The 18,711-nt window shown below is 71.8% G+C and carries 19 protein-coding genes; 13 read left to right on the forward strand and 6 right to left on the reverse strand.

The genetic code is table 11. From position 1 onward, the window contains the following. Positions 1-262 precede the first annotated feature (262 nt). The 6 genes from AB0H28_RS20730 to AB0H28_RS20755 all read left to right on the forward strand — a co-directional run bounded on the left by AB0H28_RS20730 (position 263) and on the right by AB0H28_RS20755 (position 8,871). A complete protein-coding gene (locus AB0H28_RS20730) occupies positions 263-1,633 on the forward strand; it encodes an L-serine ammonia-lyase (protein ID WP_358042399.1) in 1,371 nt (456 codons plus the stop codon). A gap of 65 nt (positions 1,634-1,698) precedes the next feature. After that, on the forward strand, positions 1,699-2,526 hold the full coding sequence (locus tag AB0H28_RS20735; protein WP_358042402.1) for an ABC transporter permease: 828 nt from the start codon (positions 1,699-1,701) through the stop codon (positions 2,524-2,526). Next, on the forward strand, positions 2,527-3,270 hold the full coding sequence (locus AB0H28_RS20740; RefSeq protein ID WP_358042405.1) for an ABC transporter ATP-binding protein: 744 nt from the start codon (positions 2,527-2,529) through the stop codon (positions 3,268-3,270). 29 nt (positions 3,271-3,299) lie between these two features. Continuing rightward, a complete protein-coding gene (locus AB0H28_RS20745) occupies positions 3,300-5,192 on the forward strand; it encodes a DUF5941 domain-containing protein (protein WP_358042709.1) in 1,893 nt (630 codons plus the stop codon). Between the two features lie 16 nt (positions 5,193-5,208). Then, on the forward strand, positions 5,209-7,416 hold the full coding sequence (locus tag AB0H28_RS20750) for a bifunctional glycosyltransferase family 2 protein/CDP-glycerol:glycerophosphate glycerophosphotransferase (RefSeq protein ID WP_358042408.1): 2,208 nt from the start codon (positions 5,209-5,211) through the stop codon (positions 7,414-7,416). 132 nt (positions 7,417-7,548) lie between these two features. Continuing rightward, positions 7,549-8,871 carry an ABC transporter ATP-binding protein gene (locus tag AB0H28_RS20755; protein WP_358042410.1) on the forward strand — a complete coding sequence of 441 codons (1,323 nt, stop codon included), beginning with the start codon at positions 7,549-7,551 and terminating at the stop codon, positions 8,869-8,871. A 47-nt stretch (positions 8,872-8,918) separates the two neighbouring features. Here the strand turns inward: AB0H28_RS20755 and AB0H28_RS20760 are convergent, their stop codons facing one another. Further along, positions 8,919-9,257, reverse strand: a complete 339-nt coding sequence (locus AB0H28_RS20760; protein ID WP_358042413.1) for a hypothetical protein — start codon at positions 9,255-9,257, stop codon at positions 8,919-8,921. Positions 9,258-9,411: 154 nt separating this feature from the next. Between AB0H28_RS20760 and AB0H28_RS20765 the strand changes: the two genes are divergently transcribed. Both AB0H28_RS20765 and AB0H28_RS20770 read left to right on the forward strand, forming a co-directional pair. Next, a complete protein-coding gene (locus AB0H28_RS20765; protein ID WP_358042416.1) occupies positions 9,412-10,212 on the forward strand; it encodes a helix-turn-helix transcriptional regulator in 801 nt (266 codons plus the stop codon). Next, positions 10,203-10,391: a DUF397 domain-containing protein gene (locus AB0H28_RS20770; RefSeq protein WP_358042419.1), complete on the forward strand. Its 189-nt coding sequence runs from the start codon at positions 10,203-10,205 to the stop codon at positions 10,389-10,391. Before AB0H28_RS20765 ends, AB0H28_RS20770 begins: the two co-directional genes overlap by 10 nt. 73 nt (positions 10,392-10,464) lie before the next feature. On the opposite strand, the gene AB0H28_RS20775 is transcribed toward AB0H28_RS20770, so the two are convergent. From AB0H28_RS20775 to AB0H28_RS20785, 3 genes are all read right to left on the reverse strand, one after another. Beyond that, complete coding sequence (locus tag AB0H28_RS20775) at positions 10,465-10,794, reverse strand: hypothetical protein (RefSeq protein ID WP_358042422.1); 330 nt, start codon at positions 10,792-10,794, stop codon at positions 10,465-10,467. A 60-nt stretch (positions 10,795-10,854) separates the two neighbouring features. Beyond that, on the reverse strand, positions 10,855-11,238 hold the full coding sequence (locus AB0H28_RS20780; protein WP_358042425.1) for a nuclear transport factor 2 family protein: 384 nt from the start codon (positions 11,236-11,238) through the stop codon (positions 10,855-10,857). Positions 11,239-11,350: 112 nt separating this feature from the next. Then, positions 11,351-12,016: a hypothetical protein gene (locus tag AB0H28_RS20785; protein WP_358042428.1), complete on the reverse strand. Its 666-nt coding sequence runs from the start codon at positions 12,014-12,016 to the stop codon at positions 11,351-11,353. A 119-nt stretch (positions 12,017-12,135) separates the two neighbouring features. Between AB0H28_RS20785 and AB0H28_RS20790 the strand changes: the two genes are divergently transcribed. Both AB0H28_RS20790 and AB0H28_RS20795 read left to right on the forward strand, forming a co-directional pair. Further along, positions 12,136-12,594: a DUF3291 domain-containing protein gene (locus AB0H28_RS20790; RefSeq protein WP_358042431.1), complete on the forward strand. Its 459-nt coding sequence runs from the start codon at positions 12,136-12,138 to the stop codon at positions 12,592-12,594. 92 nt (positions 12,595-12,686) lie between these two features. Continuing rightward, positions 12,687-13,073 carry a hypothetical protein gene (locus AB0H28_RS20795; protein WP_358042434.1) on the forward strand — a complete coding sequence of 129 codons (387 nt, stop codon included), beginning with the start codon at positions 12,687-12,689 and terminating at the stop codon, positions 13,071-13,073. An 18-nt stretch (positions 13,074-13,091) separates the two neighbouring features. On the opposite strand, the gene AB0H28_RS20800 is transcribed toward AB0H28_RS20795, so the two are convergent. Together AB0H28_RS20800 and AB0H28_RS20805 are read right to left on the reverse strand one after the other, a co-directional pair. Beyond that, complete coding sequence (locus tag AB0H28_RS20800) at positions 13,092-13,616, reverse strand: hypothetical protein (protein ID WP_358042437.1); 525 nt, start codon at positions 13,614-13,616, stop codon at positions 13,092-13,094. A 116-nt stretch (positions 13,617-13,732) separates the two neighbouring features. Further along, the gene (locus tag AB0H28_RS20805; protein ID WP_358042440.1) at positions 13,733-14,911 is read right to left on the reverse strand and encodes a Fic family protein; all 1,179 of its coding nucleotides are present in this window, start codon (positions 14,909-14,911) and stop codon (positions 13,733-13,735) included. Between the two features lie 123 nt (positions 14,912-15,034). Between AB0H28_RS20805 and AB0H28_RS20810 the strand changes: the two genes are divergently transcribed. The 3 genes from AB0H28_RS20810 to AB0H28_RS20820 are packed head-to-tail and all read left to right on the forward strand — an operon-like array spanning position 15,035 to position 18,671. After that, positions 15,035-15,502: a DUF4442 domain-containing protein gene (locus AB0H28_RS20810; RefSeq protein WP_358042443.1), complete on the forward strand. Its 468-nt coding sequence runs from the start codon at positions 15,035-15,037 to the stop codon at positions 15,500-15,502. A gap of 47 nt (positions 15,503-15,549) precedes the next feature. Next, positions 15,550-16,302 carry a beta-phosphoglucomutase family hydrolase gene (locus AB0H28_RS20815; RefSeq protein WP_358042446.1) on the forward strand — a complete coding sequence of 251 codons (753 nt, stop codon included), beginning with the start codon at positions 15,550-15,552 and terminating at the stop codon, positions 16,300-16,302. Then, positions 16,299-18,671 (forward strand): glycoside hydrolase family 65 protein, encoded by a 2,373-nt coding sequence (locus AB0H28_RS20820; protein ID WP_358042449.1) that lies wholly within the window; start codon positions 16,299-16,301, stop codon positions 18,669-18,671. The genes AB0H28_RS20815 and AB0H28_RS20820 overlap by 4 nt, the downstream gene beginning before the upstream one ends. Positions 18,672-18,711 lie beyond the last annotated feature (40 nt).

The raw sequence follows: 18,711 nt of genomic DNA on the forward strand, positions 1-18,711 counted from the left end.
CCGGGAGCCGGGAGCCGGGAGCCGGGAGCCGGGAGCCGGGAGCCGGGAGCCGGGAGCCGGGAGCCGGGAGCCGGGAGCCGGGAGCCGGGAGCCGGGAGCCGGGGCTTGGGGCGGGTGACGGCGGGTATTGAGCTGGGCGGGGTAGTCTCGCCGGTCGGCGCCTCCACCCTTGGCGCCGGCCGTTCAAGCCCCGCACCAGTGGGCACGGCATCACACCGGTTCGGAACCGCACAACGGGGACGACGGCGAGGAAAGTGCAGCCATGATCAGTGTTTTCGACCTTTTCAGCGTCGGTATCGGGCCGTCCAGCTCGCACACCGTCGGGCCGATGCGGGCCGCCCGTACCTTCGTGGGCGGTCTGAAGGCCGACGGGCAGCTCGCCGAGGTGGCCCGGGTGCAGGCGGAACTGTTCGGCTCGCTGGGCGCCACCGGGCACGGCCACGGCAGTGACCGCGCGGTGCTGCTCGGGTTGGAGGGCGAGGCGCCGGAGACGGTCGACACCGACTCGGTCGGGGAGCGGATCGCCCGGATCAGGGCCGAGCGGCGGCTCCGCCTGTTCGGCAGCCAGGAGATCGACTTCGATCCGGACCGGGATCTGGTGCTGCACCGCCGCCGCTCGTTGCCGTACCACCCGAACGGGATGACGTTCGCGGCCTACGACGCGGCCGGGCGCGAGGTGCGGACCCGCACCTACTACTCCGTCGGCGGCGGTTTCGTGGTGGACGAGGCGGCGGCCGGGGCGGACCGGATCAAGCCGGACAGCACCCGGGTGCGGCACCCCTTCCTCACCGGCGCGGAGCTGCTCCAGGTGACCACGGACAGCCGCCTGTCGATCAGCGAGGTGATGCTCGCCAACGAGTTGTCCTGGCGCAGCGAGGCGGACGTCCGGGCGGGGCTGCTGCACATCTGGCAGGTGATGCGGGAGTGCGTGGAGAACGGCTGCACCCGTGACGGCGTACTCCCGGGCGGGTTGAAGGTCCGCCGGCGCGCGGCCGAGCTGCGACGCGGCCTGGCGGCGGAGCACGGCGCGGACGACCCGCTGCGCGCGATGGACTGGGTGACGCTGTTCGCGCTCGCGGTGAACGAGGAGAACGCGGCCGGCGGTCGGGTGGTCACCGCGCCGACCAACGGCGCCGCCGGGATCATCCCGGCCGTGCTGCACTACTACACCCGGTTCGTACCGGGCGCCTCCGACGAGGGGGTGATCCGGTTCCTGCTGGCCGCCGGCGCGATCGGGGTGCTGTTCAAGGAGAACGCCTCCATCTCCGGAGCGGAGGTCGGCTGCCAGGGCGAGGTCGGCTCGGCGTGCTCGATGGCGGCGGCCGGGCTGGCGGAGGCGCTGGGCGGCACGCCGGCGCAGGTGGAGAACGCCGCCGAAATCGGCATGGAGCACAATCTGGGGCTCACCTGCGACCCGGTCGGCGGGCTGGTGCAGATTCCGTGCATCGAGCGCAACGCGGTGGCCAGCATCAAGGCGATCACGGCGGCCCGGCTGGCCCTGCGCGGCGACGGGGTGCACCATGTGTCGCTGGACAAGGTCATCAAGACGATGCGGGAGACCGGCGCGGACATGAAGGTCAAGTACAAGGAGACGGCGCGGGGCGGGCTCGCGGTCAACGTGATCGAGTGCTGACCTCGTTGGGGTGACCTTCCGGCGACGGCCGCCGCGCCGGCAGGAAAGCGGGCGACGATGCTCCGGTGACGTCCGGAGTCGCGGCGCTCTGGTCCGCCCGCACCTCGCTGCGCATCCTCATCCGGCGGGATCTCGCGGTGAAGTACCAGCAGTCGGTGCTGGGCTACCTCTGGTCGCTCATCGAACCCCTCGGCATGGGCCTGATCTACTGGTTCGTCTTCGGGGTGCTCTATTCCGGGGCGACCCGGCGGCACCTGGGGGAGGCGGCCGGCTCGTACCCGCTGTTCCTGATCACCGGCATCTTCGCCTGGATGTGGGCCAGTTCGGCGTTGACCGAGGCGGCCGGCGCGCTCACCGGACAGGCCCGGCTGATCACCACGATGAACCTGCCCCGGCCGATCTTCCCGATCGGCCGGGTCGCCGGCCGCTTCGCCGAGTATCTGGCCGGGCTGCCGATCCTGGCCGCCATCGCGGCGATCTACGCGGCCCAGGGGAAGATCCACCCGGGGTGGAGCCTGCTCGCCCTGCCGCTGGCCGTGGCCGTGCAGTTCGTGCTGCTGGTGGGTCTGGCGCTGCTGTTGTCGGCGGGCAACGTGCTGATGCGCGACATCGAGCGGATCATGCGGTTGGCGATCCGGCTGCTGTTCTACGCCACTCCGATCATCTATCCGTTCAACCTGGTCCGGGACTCGGCCATGCCGGGCTGGCTCAAGGTCGCCTACGAGCTGAACCCGCTGGTCGGGATCTTCCAGTTGCACCACGCGGTCTGGTATCCGGACGAGTTCCCGGACGCCCGGCTGCTCACGATCACCGTGGTGGGCAGCGTGCTGGTGCTGGCGCTCGGCTGGTGGGCGTTCCGCCGCCTGGAACCGGCCGTGCTGAAGGAACTCTGAGTGGCGCCGATCATCGAGGCGGACGGGCTGGGCATCCGGTTCGTCCGGAACCGGCGTCGCCAGTTGCGGCTGCGGGAGCTGATCGTGCACCGGGGCGCCCGTGACCCGGACGCCGGCCGGTTCTGGCCGCTGCGGGACCTGTCGTTCCGGATCGAGCCGGGCGAGACGGTAGGTGTGGTGGGGCGCAACGGCACCGGCAAGAGCACGCTGCTGCGGCTGATCGCCGGCGTGCTCATCCCGGACGAGGGCGTGATCCGGGTGCACGGCCGGGTGGCGCCGCTGCTGGAACTGTCCGCCGGGTTCTCCGGCGACCTGACCGGCCGGGAGAACCTGTATCTGGTCGGCGGGCTGCACGGGCTGTCCCCGGTTTACCTGCGCCGGCACTTCGACGAGATCGTCTCGTTCGCCGGTGAGCAGGTGGAACGCGCCATCGACACGTCGGTGCGGCACTACTCGTCGGGGATGAAGGTGCGGCTGGGGTTCGCGGTGATCGCGCACCTGCCGCACCCGGTGCTGTTGGTGGACGAGGTGACCGCGGTCGGGGACGCGGAGTTCCGCGCGAAGTGCTATGCGACCATCGAGCGACTTCTCGCGGAAGGGCGCACGCTGGTGCTGGTGTCACACAACGACAAGGACCTCACCCGGTTCTGCCGTCGGGGGCTCTACCTCGACGCCGGACGGTTGACCGTCGACGGGACGATCGACGAGGCACTGCGCGCCTACGCCGACGCGGCGCAGCGGTGACGCTCGCGATCGTGCTCGCCGCCGGGCCGGTGAGCGGGGCGGCCGACGGCGCACCGCAGCCGGTCGACCGGCTGGCCGCACAGTGGCGTGCGGCCGGGGCGGGCGACGTGCGAGTGGCCGCCGACCTGGGCGAGCTGGCCGACCTGGTGGCCGGCGCGACCGGCCCGGTGCTGGTCAGCGGCGTCGACCTGGTGGCGCACACGGCCGTACTCAGGCATCTCGCGACCAGCCCGGTCGGGCCGACGGTGGCGCTGGTGCTCACCGATCCGCCGGCCGCCGGGCAGGCGACGGTGCGGGAGGAGCGCGGCCAGGTGGTCGCGGTCGGCGACGCGGACGCGACGGGCGTGTTCGGCGGCGCGCTGCGGGTCGGCGCGGCCGACCTGCCGGCGCTCGCCGACGCCGCCCGCGCGGCAGCCGCTGTGGCGGGCGGGCCGCTGGGTGCGGTGGACCGGCTGGTGGCCGAACTCGCTGCCCGGGGGGCGCTGATCTTCGCCCATCGGGTACGCCTGCTGGTGGCGCACCGGGTCGACGACGCGGCCGGGCGGGCCGCCGCCGAGGCGGCGGTGGCCGGGGTCGACGAGGACCGGGCCGAGTTGCGGCTGTCGGTGAAGGAGCGGGACGACTTCTTCACCACGTTCTTCGTCAGCACCTGGTCGCCGCACGTCACGAAGGCGGCGGCCCGGATGGGGCTCGGCCCGAGCGGGGTCACCCTGCTCTCGGTGCTGCTCGCGGTGGCGGCGGCGGTGCTGTTCGGCGTCGGTGGCCGGCCCGCGCTGGTGGCCGGCGCGGTGCTGCTCTACCTGGGCTTCGTGCTGGACTGCGTGGACGGGCAGTTGGCCCGCTACACCCGGCACTTCAGCGCCTGGGGCGGCTGGCTGGACACGATGGCCGACCGGTTCAAGGAATACGTCGTCTACGCCGGCCTCGGTTTCGGGGCGACGCACGCCGGGTTCCGCTACGGCTGGGCGCTGGCGCTGGCCGCGATGACGTTGCAGACCGTGCGGCACATGACCGACACCTGGTACGGCGCGCTGCACGACGAGGCGGCCCGCCGGCCGAAGGTGGTGACCGGCGACGCGGGCGGGCTGGGCGGGAAGCTGAACGCGGCGTCGACGCGGGTGCAGGCGGACACCGGCTCGGTGTCGTACTGGCTGAAGCGGACCGTGGTGTTCCCGATCGGCGAGCGGTGGGCGTTGGTCGCGGTGGCCGCCGCGCTGTTCGGGCCGGTGGTGGCGCTCTGCGCGGTGCTGGTCTGGGGCACGTTGGCGTTCGCGTACACCGGGGCGTTGCGGACGCTGCGGGCGCGTTGGATGAAGGTGCCGGTGCTGACCACTGTCGACGCCGGCCTGCACCGCGACGACGGGCCGCTGGCCCGGACGCTGCCGATGACGCGCCGGCCGCTGGTGACGGCGCTGGTGGGCGCTGTCGCGGCGGCGGGGCTGCTGGGCTGGGCGCTGCTCGCGGTGCACGGCGGGCGCGATCTGCCCGGCTGGGGGGTGGTCCTCGCGGTGGTGTTCCTGCTGGGGGCGGCGCAGGGCGCGCGGGTCGCGCACGCCGGGGCGTTGGACTGGCTGGTGCCGGCCGTGTTGCGGGCCGCCGAGTATCTGTTCGCCATCGCGGTCGGGGTGGCCGGTCGGGCGCCCGCGTGGTTGATCTTCGCCTACGTGCTGGTGCTCACGCTGCACCACTACGACCTGACCGCCCGGCTGGAGAAGCGGCAGTCGGCCCCGCCGCTGCACGCCGCCACGCTGGGCTGGACGGGTCGCTCACTGTTGCTGGCAGCAGCGGCAACTGCCGGAACTGTGAGCTTCGCTCTGACTACACTAGGCGCGTACCTTTTGGTGGTTTTCGTCGCGAGCGTGGTCCTCGCCTGGGTGGTCCTGCCGGCCCGCGCCCGTGGGGGTGCCACCTCGCCGGGCTGACGGAGGGCGGGCCGGGATGACGCTGATCAGCTTCGTCGTGCCGGCCTACCGGGTGCAGGGCTACCTGCGGGAATGCCTGGACTCGATCCTCGACCAGCCGTTCGGTGACCTTGAGGTGATCGGGGTGGACGACGCCTCGCCGGACGCCTGCGGCGAGATTCTGGCCGAGTACGCGGCGCGCGACGGCCGGGTCCGCCCGGTCCGGCTCGCCGAGAACGTCGGGCTCGGCCCGGCCCGCAACCTCGGGCTGGACCGGGCCGTCGGCGAGTACGTGTGGTTCGTCGACGGGGACGACTGGCTGGTGCCCGGCTGCCTGCCGCACGTGGCCGACCGGCTCCGGGACAGCCGCCCGGACGTGCTGATCGTGGACCACGTGCGGGCGCACTGGAACGACGTCGCCACCCGCAGCGCCATGCGCGACGTGTTTCCCGATCCGCCCGGACCGGAGACGTTCGCCCTGCGGGACCGGCCGGAGACGGTGAAGCTGCTGCACACCGCCTGGAACCGGCTGGTCCGCCGGGAGTTCCTCCTCGATCGCGGGCTCCGCTTCGCCCCGGGCTGGTACGAGGACGTGTCGTTCAGCTATCCGGCGCTGATGGCGGCCGACCGGATCGGCGTCCTGGACCGGGTCTGCCTCAACTACCGGCAACGCCGCACCGGGGCGATCACCCGGACCCGGGGCGAGAAGCACTTCGAGGTCTTCGCCCAGTGGCACCGGGTGTTCCGGCTGATGGACCGGTGGGGCATGGCGGAGCTACGGCCGGTGATCTTCGAGCGGATGGTCTGGCACCACCTGACCGTGCTCGGCAACGACGCGCGGATCGCGCCGGAGCTGCGCGCGCCGTTCTTCGCCCAGATGCACGCCGACCACGTGCACTTCCGGCCGCCCGGCGGCTACCCGGTCCCGGTGGGCGCGGAGGGGCTCAAGCACCGGTTGGTGGCGGCCGGCCGGTGGCGGACGTTCTCCGCGTTGCGCGAGGTCCACCGGGCCCGGGACGTCACGCGGGAGACGGCCGGTCGGACCCGGCGGCGGGTGACGCCGGTGGTGCGGCGTACCGCCCGGCGGGCCCGGGACGCCGCCCTGCGCGAGTACTACCGGGCCGAGTTGCGGCGGCCGATCGACCCGACGCTGGCGGTCTACGCGGCCTACTGGTATCGCGGATACTCGTGCAACCCGGCGGCGATCTACGAGGCCGCCCGCCGGCTCGCCCCGCAGGTGCGCGGCGTCTGGATCGTCCGCCGCGACCGGGTGGCCACGCTGCCGCCGGGCGTCGAGTATGTCGTCGCCGGCACCCGCGAGTACCACCGGGTGCTGGCCCGGGCCCACTGGCTGGTCAACAACGTCAACTTCCCGGACTTCGTCCGTAAGCGGCAGGGCTCGGTGCACGTGCAGACCCATCACGGCACGCCGGTGAAGGTGATGGGGCTGGATCAGCAGCGTTACCCGGTGGGCGCGATGGGGATGAACTTCGCCGGCCTGCTGCGTCGGGTGGACCGCTGGGACTACAGCGTCACCTCGAACAGCTTCTCCACCCAGATGTGGGAGCGGGCCTACCCGGCCGACCACACCACGCTGGAGGTCGGCTACCCGCGCAACGACCGGCTGGCCCGGGCCACCGCCGAGGAGTGCCGCCGGGTCCGTGCCGGGCTGGGCATCGGGCCCGAGGAGTACGTGGTGCTCTACGCCCCGACCCACCGTGAGCACCTGCCCGGCTGGCGGCCCCCGTTCGACCCGGACCGGATGCGCGACGTGTTGGGCCCGGCCGGGCGGCTGCTGATGCGCAGTCACTACTTCCACGACCGGGAGCGGCGGCCACGCGGCCCGGCGGCGGGCGGGGTGCTGGACGTCAGCGGGTACGACCGGGTGGAGGATCTGTACCTGGCCGCGGACGTGCTGGTCACCGACTACTCGTCGGCGATGTTCGACTATGCCGTGCTGGACCGGCCGATCGTCGTCTACGCGCCGGACTGGGACGCGTACCGGGTCGCCCGCGGCGTCTACCTCGACCTGCTGGCCGAGCCACCGGGGGCGGTCGCGGTGGATTTCTCCGGCCTGCTCGACCTGTTCCGCTGCGGCGCGGTCGACGACGAGGCGGCCGGTCGGGCGCGGGCCGCGTTCCGGGCCCGCTTCTGCGCGCTCGACGACGGGCACGCCGCCGAACGGGTGGTCCGGCGGGTGTTCCTTGGTGAAACGCCCGGAAATGGTTACCGGCCGGTCACTTGACGGTGGAGTCCGGCGAATATCGCGTAATAGGACTGTCACGAGCCGAACATGGCACGTTTACCCGATGTGCGAATCCGATGATCCTGGTCACAGTCATTGCCGGGTCCGGGCGAGCGAGTGGGGGAGGTGACGGTGACCACCGTCGCGCTCAAGGATGTCACCAAGGTGTTCCAGGACGGAACGATCGCGGTGGACACCATCAATCTCGATGTGAACGACGGCGAGTTCATGGTGCTGCTGGGCCCGTCGGGCTGCGGCAAGTCCACGGTGCTGCGGATGGTGGCCGGGCTGGAGGATCCGACCTCCGGTGCGGTCATGCTCGGCGGTGAGTTGGCGAACGACCTGCCGCCGCGCGACCGGAAGATCGCCATGGTCTTCCAGGACTTCGCGCTCTATCCGCACATGACCGTGGGCGACAACATCGGTTTCCCGCTGCGTCTCTCCGGCATCGAGCCGGGGCCGCGCGGCGAGCGGATCCAGGACGTGGCGGGCGCGCTCGGGATCGGTGACGTGCTCGCGCGCAAGCCGAGCCAGCTCTCCGGCGGCCAGCGGCAGCGGGTGGCCATGGGGCGGGCGATAGTGCGCCGTCCCGGCCTGTTCCTGATGGACGAACCGTTGTCCAACCTGGACAGCGGGCTCCGCGCCGAGCTGCGGGCGGAGATCTCCGCGCTCACCCGCGAGCTGGGTGTCACCACCATCTACGTCACCCACGACCAGGCCGAGGCGCTCACCATGGCCGACCGGGTGGCGATCATGCGCAAGGGCGTGCTCCAGGACGTGGGCACTCCCACCCAGGTGTACGGGCGGCCGGCGACGCTCTACGTGGCCGCGTTCCTGGGCAGCCCCCGGATGAACCTGCTGGAGGCGTCCGTCTACGTGCACCTCGACCGCTACGTCGCCCTGAACCTCGGTGAGCAGGCGCTCTACCTGCCCTGGGACGACATCCGCAGCCGTGCCGTGGCGCACTACCACGGCGAGCGGATCGTGGTCGGGCTGCGCGCCGAGGCGCTGACCCCGGTCGCCCCGGACACCGCCGGTGACGTGCTGCACGGCCGGATCCGCTACCTGGAGCACCACGGCCACGAGTCGTTGGCCTTCCTCGACATCGGCGCCACCGCGATCGTGGTCGACGAGATGGGCACCCCGGTCGAGCGGGCCGCCCCCGGTCAGCGCAGCCTGCGCCGCTTCGGCCAGGTGATGCAGCGACTCACCGGCCGGGCCGGCTCGTCGGACGCGGCCGGTGAGCCGGCCCTGAACGGCAACGGTGGCGGCGGCAACCGCACCAGCGTGCTGCCGGACCCGGGCCGGCACCACCGCCGCCCGGCCGAGCTGGCGGTACGGCTGGCGCCCTACCCGCAGGTGTCCGCCGGGCACCCGCTCGCGGTGCAGGTGCGGATGGACGCGCTGCATTTCTTCGACGAGCGCGGCGACCGCATCGACGTCGGCTGGAGATGAAAGGAGGGGCCCCCTGTTAACGCATTCTGCATAGGAGGGGCCCCTTATTAACGCTCGTCGGGCGGTGACGCGGCCGGCGGCCGGCGGTACGGGCCCCAGGCGACGAAGCGGGTGAACATGTCGGTGGGCGACGGCGCGCCGGCCGGGTTGAGGCGGTAGAGGTCGCGCGTCGCCTCGTAGAGCAGCCCGCACAGGTAGATGGACAGGCTGACCGGGTTGTCCTCGTACTCGCTGCGGAGCAGCAGGCGCGACGTGGGGCAGGGCCACTGCTGGCCGCACGCTCGGCAGCACCACATCGGACGCAGCGGCGTGTGCGGCGCGGCGTGCGGCGGGTACGGACGCGGGCGGTCCGGCGCGGGCTGCCCCGGCGACTCGTGGCTCGGCACGGACGCTCCTCTCGTTGGCGGGTAACGGACGAATTCGGCTTCGCTGCGTGACAGTCTCGTCACCGCGTCGCTAGGGTCGGAAGGTGTTCCACCCCCACTTCCGGGCCGTCCGACCGGCCGTCTTCCGTGTGCAGCCGTGTGCAGAGGTGTGCAGATGATCCGTGTGCCGTTGTGGGAACTCTTCGCCGGCGAGCTGCGCCGGCTGCGCACCGAGGCCGGGCTGACGCAGGAGGCCCTGGCCGAGCGGGTGAGCTATTCCGCCTCGCTGGTGGCGGCCGTCGAGCAGTGCCGCCGCGCGCCGCGCGCCGAGTTCACCGAGCGCTGCGACGAGGTGGTGAACGGCGGTGGCCTGCTGGTCCGCATCCGCGACGCGCTGGTGCAGGAGGCGCTGATGCCGTGGTTCCGCGAGTGGGTGGGCATCGAGCAGGAGGCGTCCGCGCTGCGCAGCTTCCAGGCACTGGTGGTCCCCGGTCTGTTGCAGACCGAGGGGTACGCCCGCGCGCTCTACGAGGGTGCCGCCCAGTTCGTCGGCGAGGCGCTGGAGCAGCAGGTGGCCGCCCGACTCGCCCGGCAGTCGGTGCTGGACCGGCCCGCGCCGCCGCAGTTCGTGGCGGTGCTCGACCACTCGGTGCTGGCGCGGCCGGTCGGCGGACCGAAGGTGATGCGGGAGCAGTTGGCACACCTGGTCGAGATGGGCCGTCGGACCCGGGTGCACCTGCACCTGGTGCCGGAGACGGTCGGCGCCTACCCGGGGCTCAACGGCGCGTTCGTGCTCGCCACCCCGGCCGACGGCGACGACGTGGGCTATCTCGACAACCAACTGCACGGCTCCATCGTGGAGCGGACCGCGGACGTAAACTCGCTGCGGCAGACCTGGGAGTCCGTCCGCGCGGAGGCGATGCCGCACGGGGCGACCCTGGCGGCGATCTCGGAGGCGGCGAAACGATGGAGCTGACCGGCGCGACCTGGCGCACGAGCACCCGCAGCAGCGGCAACGGCGGCGACTGCGTCGAGGTGGCGGACAACCTGCCCGGCGTGGTCGGGGTCCGCGACAGCAAGGACCGGCAGGGGCCGGCGCTGACGTTCACGCCGGCGAGCTGGGCGGCGTTCGTGGCGTACACCAAGCGGGCCTGACGAGGCCCGCCCTGGTCGCGGCGGTGATGTCCGTCGATGCGGAGCGAGCCCGACTGTGTCGACGCGGCTGACGTCAGCAGGAGCCCAACCGGTCGATCGGCACGATCATCCCCGCGCTCACGGCCATGGGAAGCACGGAAAGCGCAAGCCACGGCCAAGGGTTCCGGACCTGGGTCCACCTTCCTGCCCAGGCGAGGGCGATGGACAGGAGCGCCGCCAGCAGCATCACCATGCTGAGCAGGAAAAGGAGGATCATCGCCTGGCGAAACGAATCAGCCGACTCGTTCGGACACGGTTCGGTGGGCGCGAGGAACGGCAGGAAACCGAGGCAGCCGAGCAGGGCGAGCAGCCCCGACGGGACCGTGATCACCACCGCTGCCGTCGTCGCCACCCGGGATCGCATTGCCCGGACGGTAGATGGCGAAGGTCTCGCAGGCGACACTACCAGGCAACGCTCCGGACCTCACCCGGCGTCCGCGGATCCCCGTCCCGGGGAGAACGGCCACTCCTCGAACATCCTGCATCGACCGTCCTCGGCGAATCGCATGATCCACAGATCGCGGTACTCCTGGTCGGCGGGGTCGCCGTAGCGCACCTGCACCCGCGCCACGGCGGTGCCGCCGTCGACCGCGACGACCTCCCCGGTCATCTCGAAGACCTCGTCGGGACCCTCGCGCTCGTTCTCCCACATGTCGGCGATGGCCGGTAGACCGACGACCGGTTCCCGGTACGGCCCCTGCCGGTAGCTCGCGTCAGGGGTGAAGATCCCGGCGAGCGCCGTCGTCCCCGGCTCTCTCCACGCCTGCTCGTACGCCGCCATCCAGCCGGCAACCTGCTTCCTGTCCATGGTCACCAGCCTGCCACCCGCAGAGCGCCTACGCCGGGTGTCAGGTGGGCTGACCGGTGGTCAGGTGCTCGTGGCACCGGTCGCCGGCGACGATTCCAGGTGGCTTGTTGGTTCACCCCGCCGGCTCGGCGAACCATCCGGTGGACGGTCGGGGCGGGGACGGCGTCTCGGCGGGCTCCACGAGCGGTTGCGGCGGCCACAGCAGTCGGCTGCGCTCGGCCGCGGCGTTGATGGCGGCACCGTCGAGGGTCGCCGTGGACTCCGGAATGCCGAAGGCAGGCCAGGCGATGACGACGGTCACCGGTTCGGCGGGCGGCAGCGGCGACACCCAGTAGGTCTGGTCGACACTGCGCTCGTCGCCGCTCCCGCCCTGCTGGACCAGCACCAACTGTCGGCTGTCCGTCGCGGCGGCCGGGTCCAACGTCGGCGTCTTCTGCACCGTGGAGGCGCGGCGGCCCCCGGGATATTCCAGACCGGGCAGGAGGCGCTCCGCCAGGGGAACCTCGACACCCGAGTTGACCAGCATGAACAGCCGGCCGCCGGCGAGGTCCGACCGAGCCTGGCGCAGGCGGACGGCCAGCGTGAAGCGGAAGCCGGTGGAGAACGCCTCGACCTGGGTCAGCCCGACCGCCACGTCGTCGGTCCGGCCGAGCAGGACCGTGACGCCCACCCCGGCCGGGAGCTCGTTCTCCGGTGGGGCCATCCGCCGGTGCCACTGTCGCACCTGCTCCGGCGTCAGCGGCTCCCCGGTCGATCCGCTCCGGTGACTGACCCACATGGTGCCGTCCTCCCTCGTGAGCTGGCCCGGACGCCGGACCCACCGGCCGGCGTGGACAGTCGACGACGTCTCGCTCCAGGTTGGCAGCCTGCTACCCGAGGAGCATCTATCATCGTCCGGTGCGACTGGCGCAGGTTAACGTCGCCCGTATGCGAGCCGGGCCGGATTCGCCGATGATGGCCGGGTTCATGGCGGCGGTCGACCCGGTCTACCGGATCGCCGAGGACACCCCCGGTTTCGTGTGGCGGTTGCGTGGCGCGGGCGGGCACCTGCCGACGTGCCGGGACGAGGTCCACGGGTGGCAGGTCGTCAACGTTTCGATCTGGAGTTCCTACGAGGCCCTGCACCAGTTCGTCTACCGCAGTCACCACGGCGGCCTGGTCCGCCGACGCGCCGAGTGGTTCCTGCCGACGCCGCAACCGAGCACCGCGCTGTGGTGGGTCACCGATGACGACCGGCCGGGGATGGACGAGTCCCGGGCCCGGCTGACCGTGCTGCGGCGCGAAGGTCCGTCGCCACGCGCGTTCTCCCTGCGTCGTCGGTTCGGCCCCGACGGCTCACCGGTCCGCCGGCGCTGACCGCTGGGCGCACCGGTGCGATGCCCGGCCGCCGGCGCAGCGGCGTCGATGTCGCGGTCACGTGTGGTGAGCAGTCCCTCGGAGGAGTTCGCATGTTCGACTCGATCCCCGACCTCGATCCGGAGCGGGCCTTCGACTGGCAGCGGCTCCGCGACCAGGTTTTGGTGCCGCTGCGCGCCGATCGGACGGCGCGCTACCAGCGCTACGACTGGGACACCGGGCGACTTGCCGACTGGACCGAGGTCGACCCGGGAGCCCCGGTCGTCGTGGAAGGCGTCTACTCCGCCCGGCCGGAGTTGAGCCCCTACTACCACCTGACCGTCTATGTCGACACGCCGCGTGAGATCTGCCTGCGCCGCATGCGGGCGCGCGGCGAGAACAGCGAGGAGTGGATCATGCGGTGGCGTGCCGCCGAGGACTTCTGCCTCCGCACCACCTGGCCCCAGAGCCGGGCCCGGATCCTCGTACGCGGCTACTGAGGCAGACGTACGCCGACCTCACGGCCGGCGGCGTAGCCCGCGGAGCACGCCGTGCCGGCGCAACGCCCAGGCGAGGCGTCGGGCGCTCGGATGCCGCACGAACAGCACCGCCGCGCGGCGGATCAGACCGAACCGGTCGTCGTTCATCTGGTCGTCGACCGCCCGCCAGATCAGCTCGCGCACGTCGGCGCGGTCGAGGGCCGCACGCACCTCGCGGCGTACCTCCGGGTCCTCCGTCGCCGCGGTGATGGCGGCGGCCCGACCCGGCCGGGCCGCGAGTGGTTCCACCGCCGCCGCGACGAGCGGCCGGCGTACCGCGTCCCGCTCCAACAGCAGCAGCACGGCTTCGCGGATCTCGACCGTGTCGAGGCCGGACCGCAGCAGGCCCAGCAGGCTGCGCTCGACCCCGCGATCGTGGTCCGGGTCGGAGAGCGTGGCCAGGAGCACCGTTATCTCGTCGAGGTCGATGAGGTGCCGTAGGCCGTCGCGGAACTCCGGCAACTCCCACGCCACCCGCAGGCCGGTGGCGAGGTTGCGATTCATGCGCCATCCGCTACCCGCAGGCGGCAGCCGGCGAAACCCGCTGGTCCGTCCCGGTCATGCCCATCGGCGTGTTCCGATCGGCGCAGCGGCCGAATGCGGTGAGCGAGGCGCCTACGCTACGGCTGGTCACTGGGCCCGGCCACCTTGGCGGCCTCGGCCGTGAGAGCGACCGGCATCTCCGGATAGGGGTCCCTGATCGGTGCACGTCCGGCACGGACCCTCTCCCGCACGTCCGCCAGCACGGGGCCGGCGATGTAGTGCCTTCCTCGCCGTTCGCCACGCGCTTCCAGTAGGCCCTGTTCGGCAAGGTTGGTGAGGTCGCGGGTCGCCGTCCTCTCCTCGACCTCAGCGAGTCTGACATATCCAGAACGGCGAACGCGGTACCCAAGGACCGCCTCGTAGAGCAGGCCGGTCACTCGCTCCGGGAGCCTGCTCTCGGCGACGATCGAATCAAGCTCCGACCAGATCGCGGAGGCCTCCCGGAACCGGCGGGCGACGGTCTGCGCCTGCATGTGATGGGCGCGCAGGTTGAAGGACACCCAGAAATGCGCCGATCCCTCGGGGTTCCAGTGCCCCCGGCCGGTGACTGCCAACACTCGGTAATAGTCCTCCGTGTTGCTGCCCAGCCACTCCTCGATGCTGGAGAAGGCAGGCTCGACGATGGCCCGTCGGGAGAGTACGAGGGTCTGAAGTGCGCGGGCCATCCGTCCGTTGCCGTCTCGGAACGGATGGATCATCACGAGGTTCAGGTGGGCCATGGCGGCCTTGACGAGCGGGGAGGCGGTGGTATCCGACCGGAGGTCCTCGGCCAACTCCTCCATGAGGTGCGGCACGTCGTCGGCGTCCGCGCCCTCGTACACCCGGCGGTCGGTCCGCTCGTCGTGCACGTAGATCGGCCCTCGGCGGTATTGGCCAGGGCTTTTCGCCAGGTCGTGCGAGAGCATCATGTAGTGCATGCTTCGGATCGTCGACGTCTCGAAGCTGAAGTAGGGGTCACCGGCGGTTTGCAGCACGTAACCCAGGGCCTGTCGATACCCCCGGATCTCGGCGAAGGTGCGATCATCGGCGCTCAGCGGCTCCTCGTCGTCCAGCGCGGCGGCTGCGTCGTCTTCGGCGACCACGTAGCCCTCGATGCTGTTGGAGCCAAGGATCGCCCGCGCCAACATGGTGCGCCGTAGCCCGCCGGTCCATCGGCGAGGGGTGCGCAGGACGTCGGCAAGCGTGCGGCGCATGTCGTGCACCTCGGCCAAGACGGTTCGGTCGTGAACGTCGAGTTCTGGGGTGGCAAAGATCATCGCGTGTCCTAATGTCTCTTAGTAGAGGACAAGTTTAGTAATTTTTCGCCCTGATGTCGCTTGGAAAGAGACATCAAGGTCCGCGTCCTTGCCGAATAAGTTACCGGCGAGTAGCGTTCGGGTATGTCCATCGACTCCCGGCAGGTGGCGGCCGGTCTCCTCGAAGCCGTGCCGTTCGCCCGTACCCTCGGCATCGAGGTCGTCGAGGTGGCGCCCGAGGCCGACGGCGGGGTCCGCGCCGTGGTCCGGCTCCCCGACGACCCGGCCCACCACAACCACGTCGGCGGCCCGCACGCCGGTGCCATGTTCACGCTGGGTGAGACCGCCTCCGGGGCGGTGGTCCTGGCCGCCTTCGGGTCGGTGCTCGACCGGGCCGTACCGCTGGCCGTGACCGCGACCATCGGCTACCGCAAGGTGGCGATGGGTCCGGTCCTGGCCACCGCGCGGCTCGCCCGCCCGCCCGCCGACGTGCTGGCCGAGCTGGACGCCGGGCAGCGCCCCGAGTTCGGCGTCGAGGTGGCGATCGGCACCGAGGATGGCGTCGTCACTTCGTCACTGACCGTCACCTGGACGCTGCGCCCGAACCGCTGACACCCGAATCGGGTTTGCCCGGTGACCCACCTGGATAGATTCAGGCAATGCTGGGCCTACCCGCACACGTGACCACGTGTCTCTTCGACCTGGACGGCGTCCTGACGCAGACGGCAAAGGTGCACAATGCCGCCTGGGCCGAGACGTTCGACGCGTTCCTGCGACGCCGGTCCGCCGAGACCGGCGAGCCGTTCCGCCCGTTCGACCCCGGCCCGGACTACAACCGTTACGTGGACGGGAAACCACGCGCCGACGGGGTGCGGTCGTTCCTGGCCTCACGCGGCATCACGCTGCCCGAAGGCACCCCCGACGACCCGCCGGACGCGGACACCGTCAACGGCGTCGGCAACCGCAAGAACGTCGTCCTGCTCCAGCGGATCGACCACGACGGGGTCGAGGTGTACGACGGCTCGGTGCGCTACCTGGAGGCCGCCACCTCGGCCGGGCTGCGTCGGGCGGTCGTCTCGGCCAGCGCCAACTGCGCCGCCGTGGTGCACGCCGCCGGGCTGGACCGCTGGCTTCAGGCGCGCGTCGACGGCGTCGTCGCCCGGCAACGCGGTCTCCAGGGCAAACCGCACCCGGACACGTTCCTGGAGGGCGCGCGGCTGCTCGGCGTCGAACCGGCGCAGGCCGCCGTCTTCGAGGACGCGCTCGCCGGGGTGGCCGCCGGCCGGGCCGGCGGCTTCGGATATGTGATCGGCGTCGACCGGGTCGGCCAGGCCGACGAGTTGCGCGCGCACGGCGCCGACGTGGTGGTCTCCGACCTCGACGAGTTGCTGACCACGGAGCCGGCCGCATGATCCGGGAACGCTCCTACCCGGTCGAGCCCTGGCAGATCCGCGAGGTGCAGCTCGACATGGACGTGCTGGCCCAGTCCGAGTCGGTCTTCGCGCTCTCCAACGGCCACATCGGGCTGCGCGGCAACCTCGACGAGGGCGAGCCGCACGGCCTGCCCGGCACCTACCTGAACTCGTTCTACGAGCTGCGCCCCCTGCCCTACGCCGAGGCCGGCTTCGGCTTCCCCGAGTCCGGGCAGACCATCGTCAACGTCACCAACGGCAAACTGATCCGGCTGCTCGTCGACGACGAACCACTCGACGTCCGCTACGGCGAACTGCTCGGCCACGAGCGTGTCCTCGACCTGCGCGCCGGCACGCTCCGGCGGGAGCTGCACTGGCGCTCCCCGGCCGGCCGCGAGGTCAAGGTGCGCAGCACCCGGCTGGTGTCGTTCACCCATCGCTCGGTGGCCGCGATCGACTACGAGGTGGAGGCGGTGGACGGTCCACTGCGGCTGATCCTCCAGTCCGAGTTGGTGGCCAACGAGTCGCTGCCGCCGCAGAGCCGCGACCCGCGGGTGGCCGCCGTCCTCGAATCGCCGTTGCAGGCGGAGGAGGAGCTGACCACCGACGACGGCGGCCTGCTCATCCACCGCACCAAGGTGAGCGGCCTGCGGGTGGCCGCCGCGATGGGCCACGACGTGCACGCCCCGGAACACACCACCATCGAGTCCGAGGGATACGAGGACTGGGTCCGCACCACCATCGGCTGCGTGCTCAAGCCCGGCGAGAAGCTGCGGGTGGTCAAGTACCTGACGTACGGCTGGTCCAGCCGCCGGTCGCTGCCGGCGCTGCGCGACCAGGTCGGCGCCGCGCTGTCCTCCGCCCGCCTCGACGGCTGGGACGGGCTGCGTCGCGCGCAGCGGGAATACCTGGACACGTTCTGGGACGCCGCCGACGTGCGCGTCGAGGGCGACCCGGAGGTGCAGCAGGCGGTCCGGTTCGGTCTCTTCCACGTGCTCCAGGCCGGTGCCCGCGCGGAACGGCGGCCGATCTCCGCCAAGGGCCTCACCGGCCCCGGGTACGACGGCCACGCGTTCTGGGACACCGAGATGTTCGTGCTGCCGGTGCTCACCTACACCCAGCCGGGTGCGGTGCGGGACGCGTTGCAGTGGCGCTACGACACCATGGCCCAGGCGCGGGAACGGGCCCGCACGTTGAATTTGCGGGGCGCGGCGTTCCCGTGGCGCACCATCGAAGGGCCCGAGTCGTCGGCGTACTGGCCGGCCGGGACCGCGGCGTTCCACATCGCCGCCGACGTCGCCGACGCGCTGCGCCGCTACGTGCTGGTCACCGGCGACGAGGCGCTGGAGAAGGAGATCGGGCTGGAGCTGCTGGTCGAGACCGCCCGGCTGTGGCGCTCCCTGGGCCACCACGACCGCGCCGGCCGGTTCCACATCGACGGGGTGACCGGCCCGGACGAGTACACCGCGGTGAAGGACGACAACGTCTACACCAACCTGATGGCGCAGCGGAACCTGCTCACCGCCGCCGACTGCGCGATGCGCTACCGCGACCAGGCGCTCGACCTCGGCGTCACCGAGGAGGAGGCGGCCGAGTGGCGGGACGCCGCGCAGGACATGCACGTCCCGTACGACTCGGAGATCGACGTGCACGAGCAGGTGGAGGGCTTCACCCGGTTGCAGGAGTGGGACTTCGAGCACACGCCGCCGGAGAAGTACCCGCTGCTGCTGCACTACCCGTACTTCGACCTGTATCGCAAGCAGGTGGTGAAGCAGTCCGACCTGGTGTTGGCCATGCACTGGCGGGGGGACGCGTTCAGCGCCGCCGAGAAGCTGCGCAACTTCACCTACTACGAGCGCCGCACCGTCCGTGACTCGTCGCTGAGCGCCTGCACCCAGGCGGTGCTCGCGGCCGAGGTGGGCTTCCCCGAGCTGGCCCACCGCTATCTGCGCGAGGCCGCGCTGATGGACCTGCACGACCTCAACGAGAACACCCGCGACGGCGTGCACATGGCGTCCCTGGCCGGCGCCTGGATCGCGCTGGTCGCCGGCTTCGGCGGGCTGCGCGACCACGACGGGACGCTGTCCTTCGCACCCCGGCTCTCCAGCCGGCTCAGTCGCCTGGAGTTCTCCTTGCAGTGGCGGTCGATGCGGCTGCGCGTCGACGTCCGGCCGCACCAGACGACCTACTCGCTGCGCAACGGCGGGCCGGACACCACGCTGGAGCTGCTGCACCACGGCGAGCCGGTGCGGGTGACCTGCGCCGAGCCGGTCACCGTGGCGGTGCCGCCGGCGCACCCGTCCGGGCCGCAGCCGGAGCAGCCGCCGGGCCGGGCGCCGCTGATGCACCTGCCCGAACACGCCGGCTGAGGCCGCGCGGGTCCCACCCGCCGTGGGCGGGACCGCGCGG

Origin of the sequence: Micromonospora sp. NPDC050980, from assembly GCF_040653835.1 — a bacterium.
Classification (GTDB): Bacteria; Actinomycetota; Actinomycetes; order Mycobacteriales; family Micromonosporaceae; genus Micromonospora.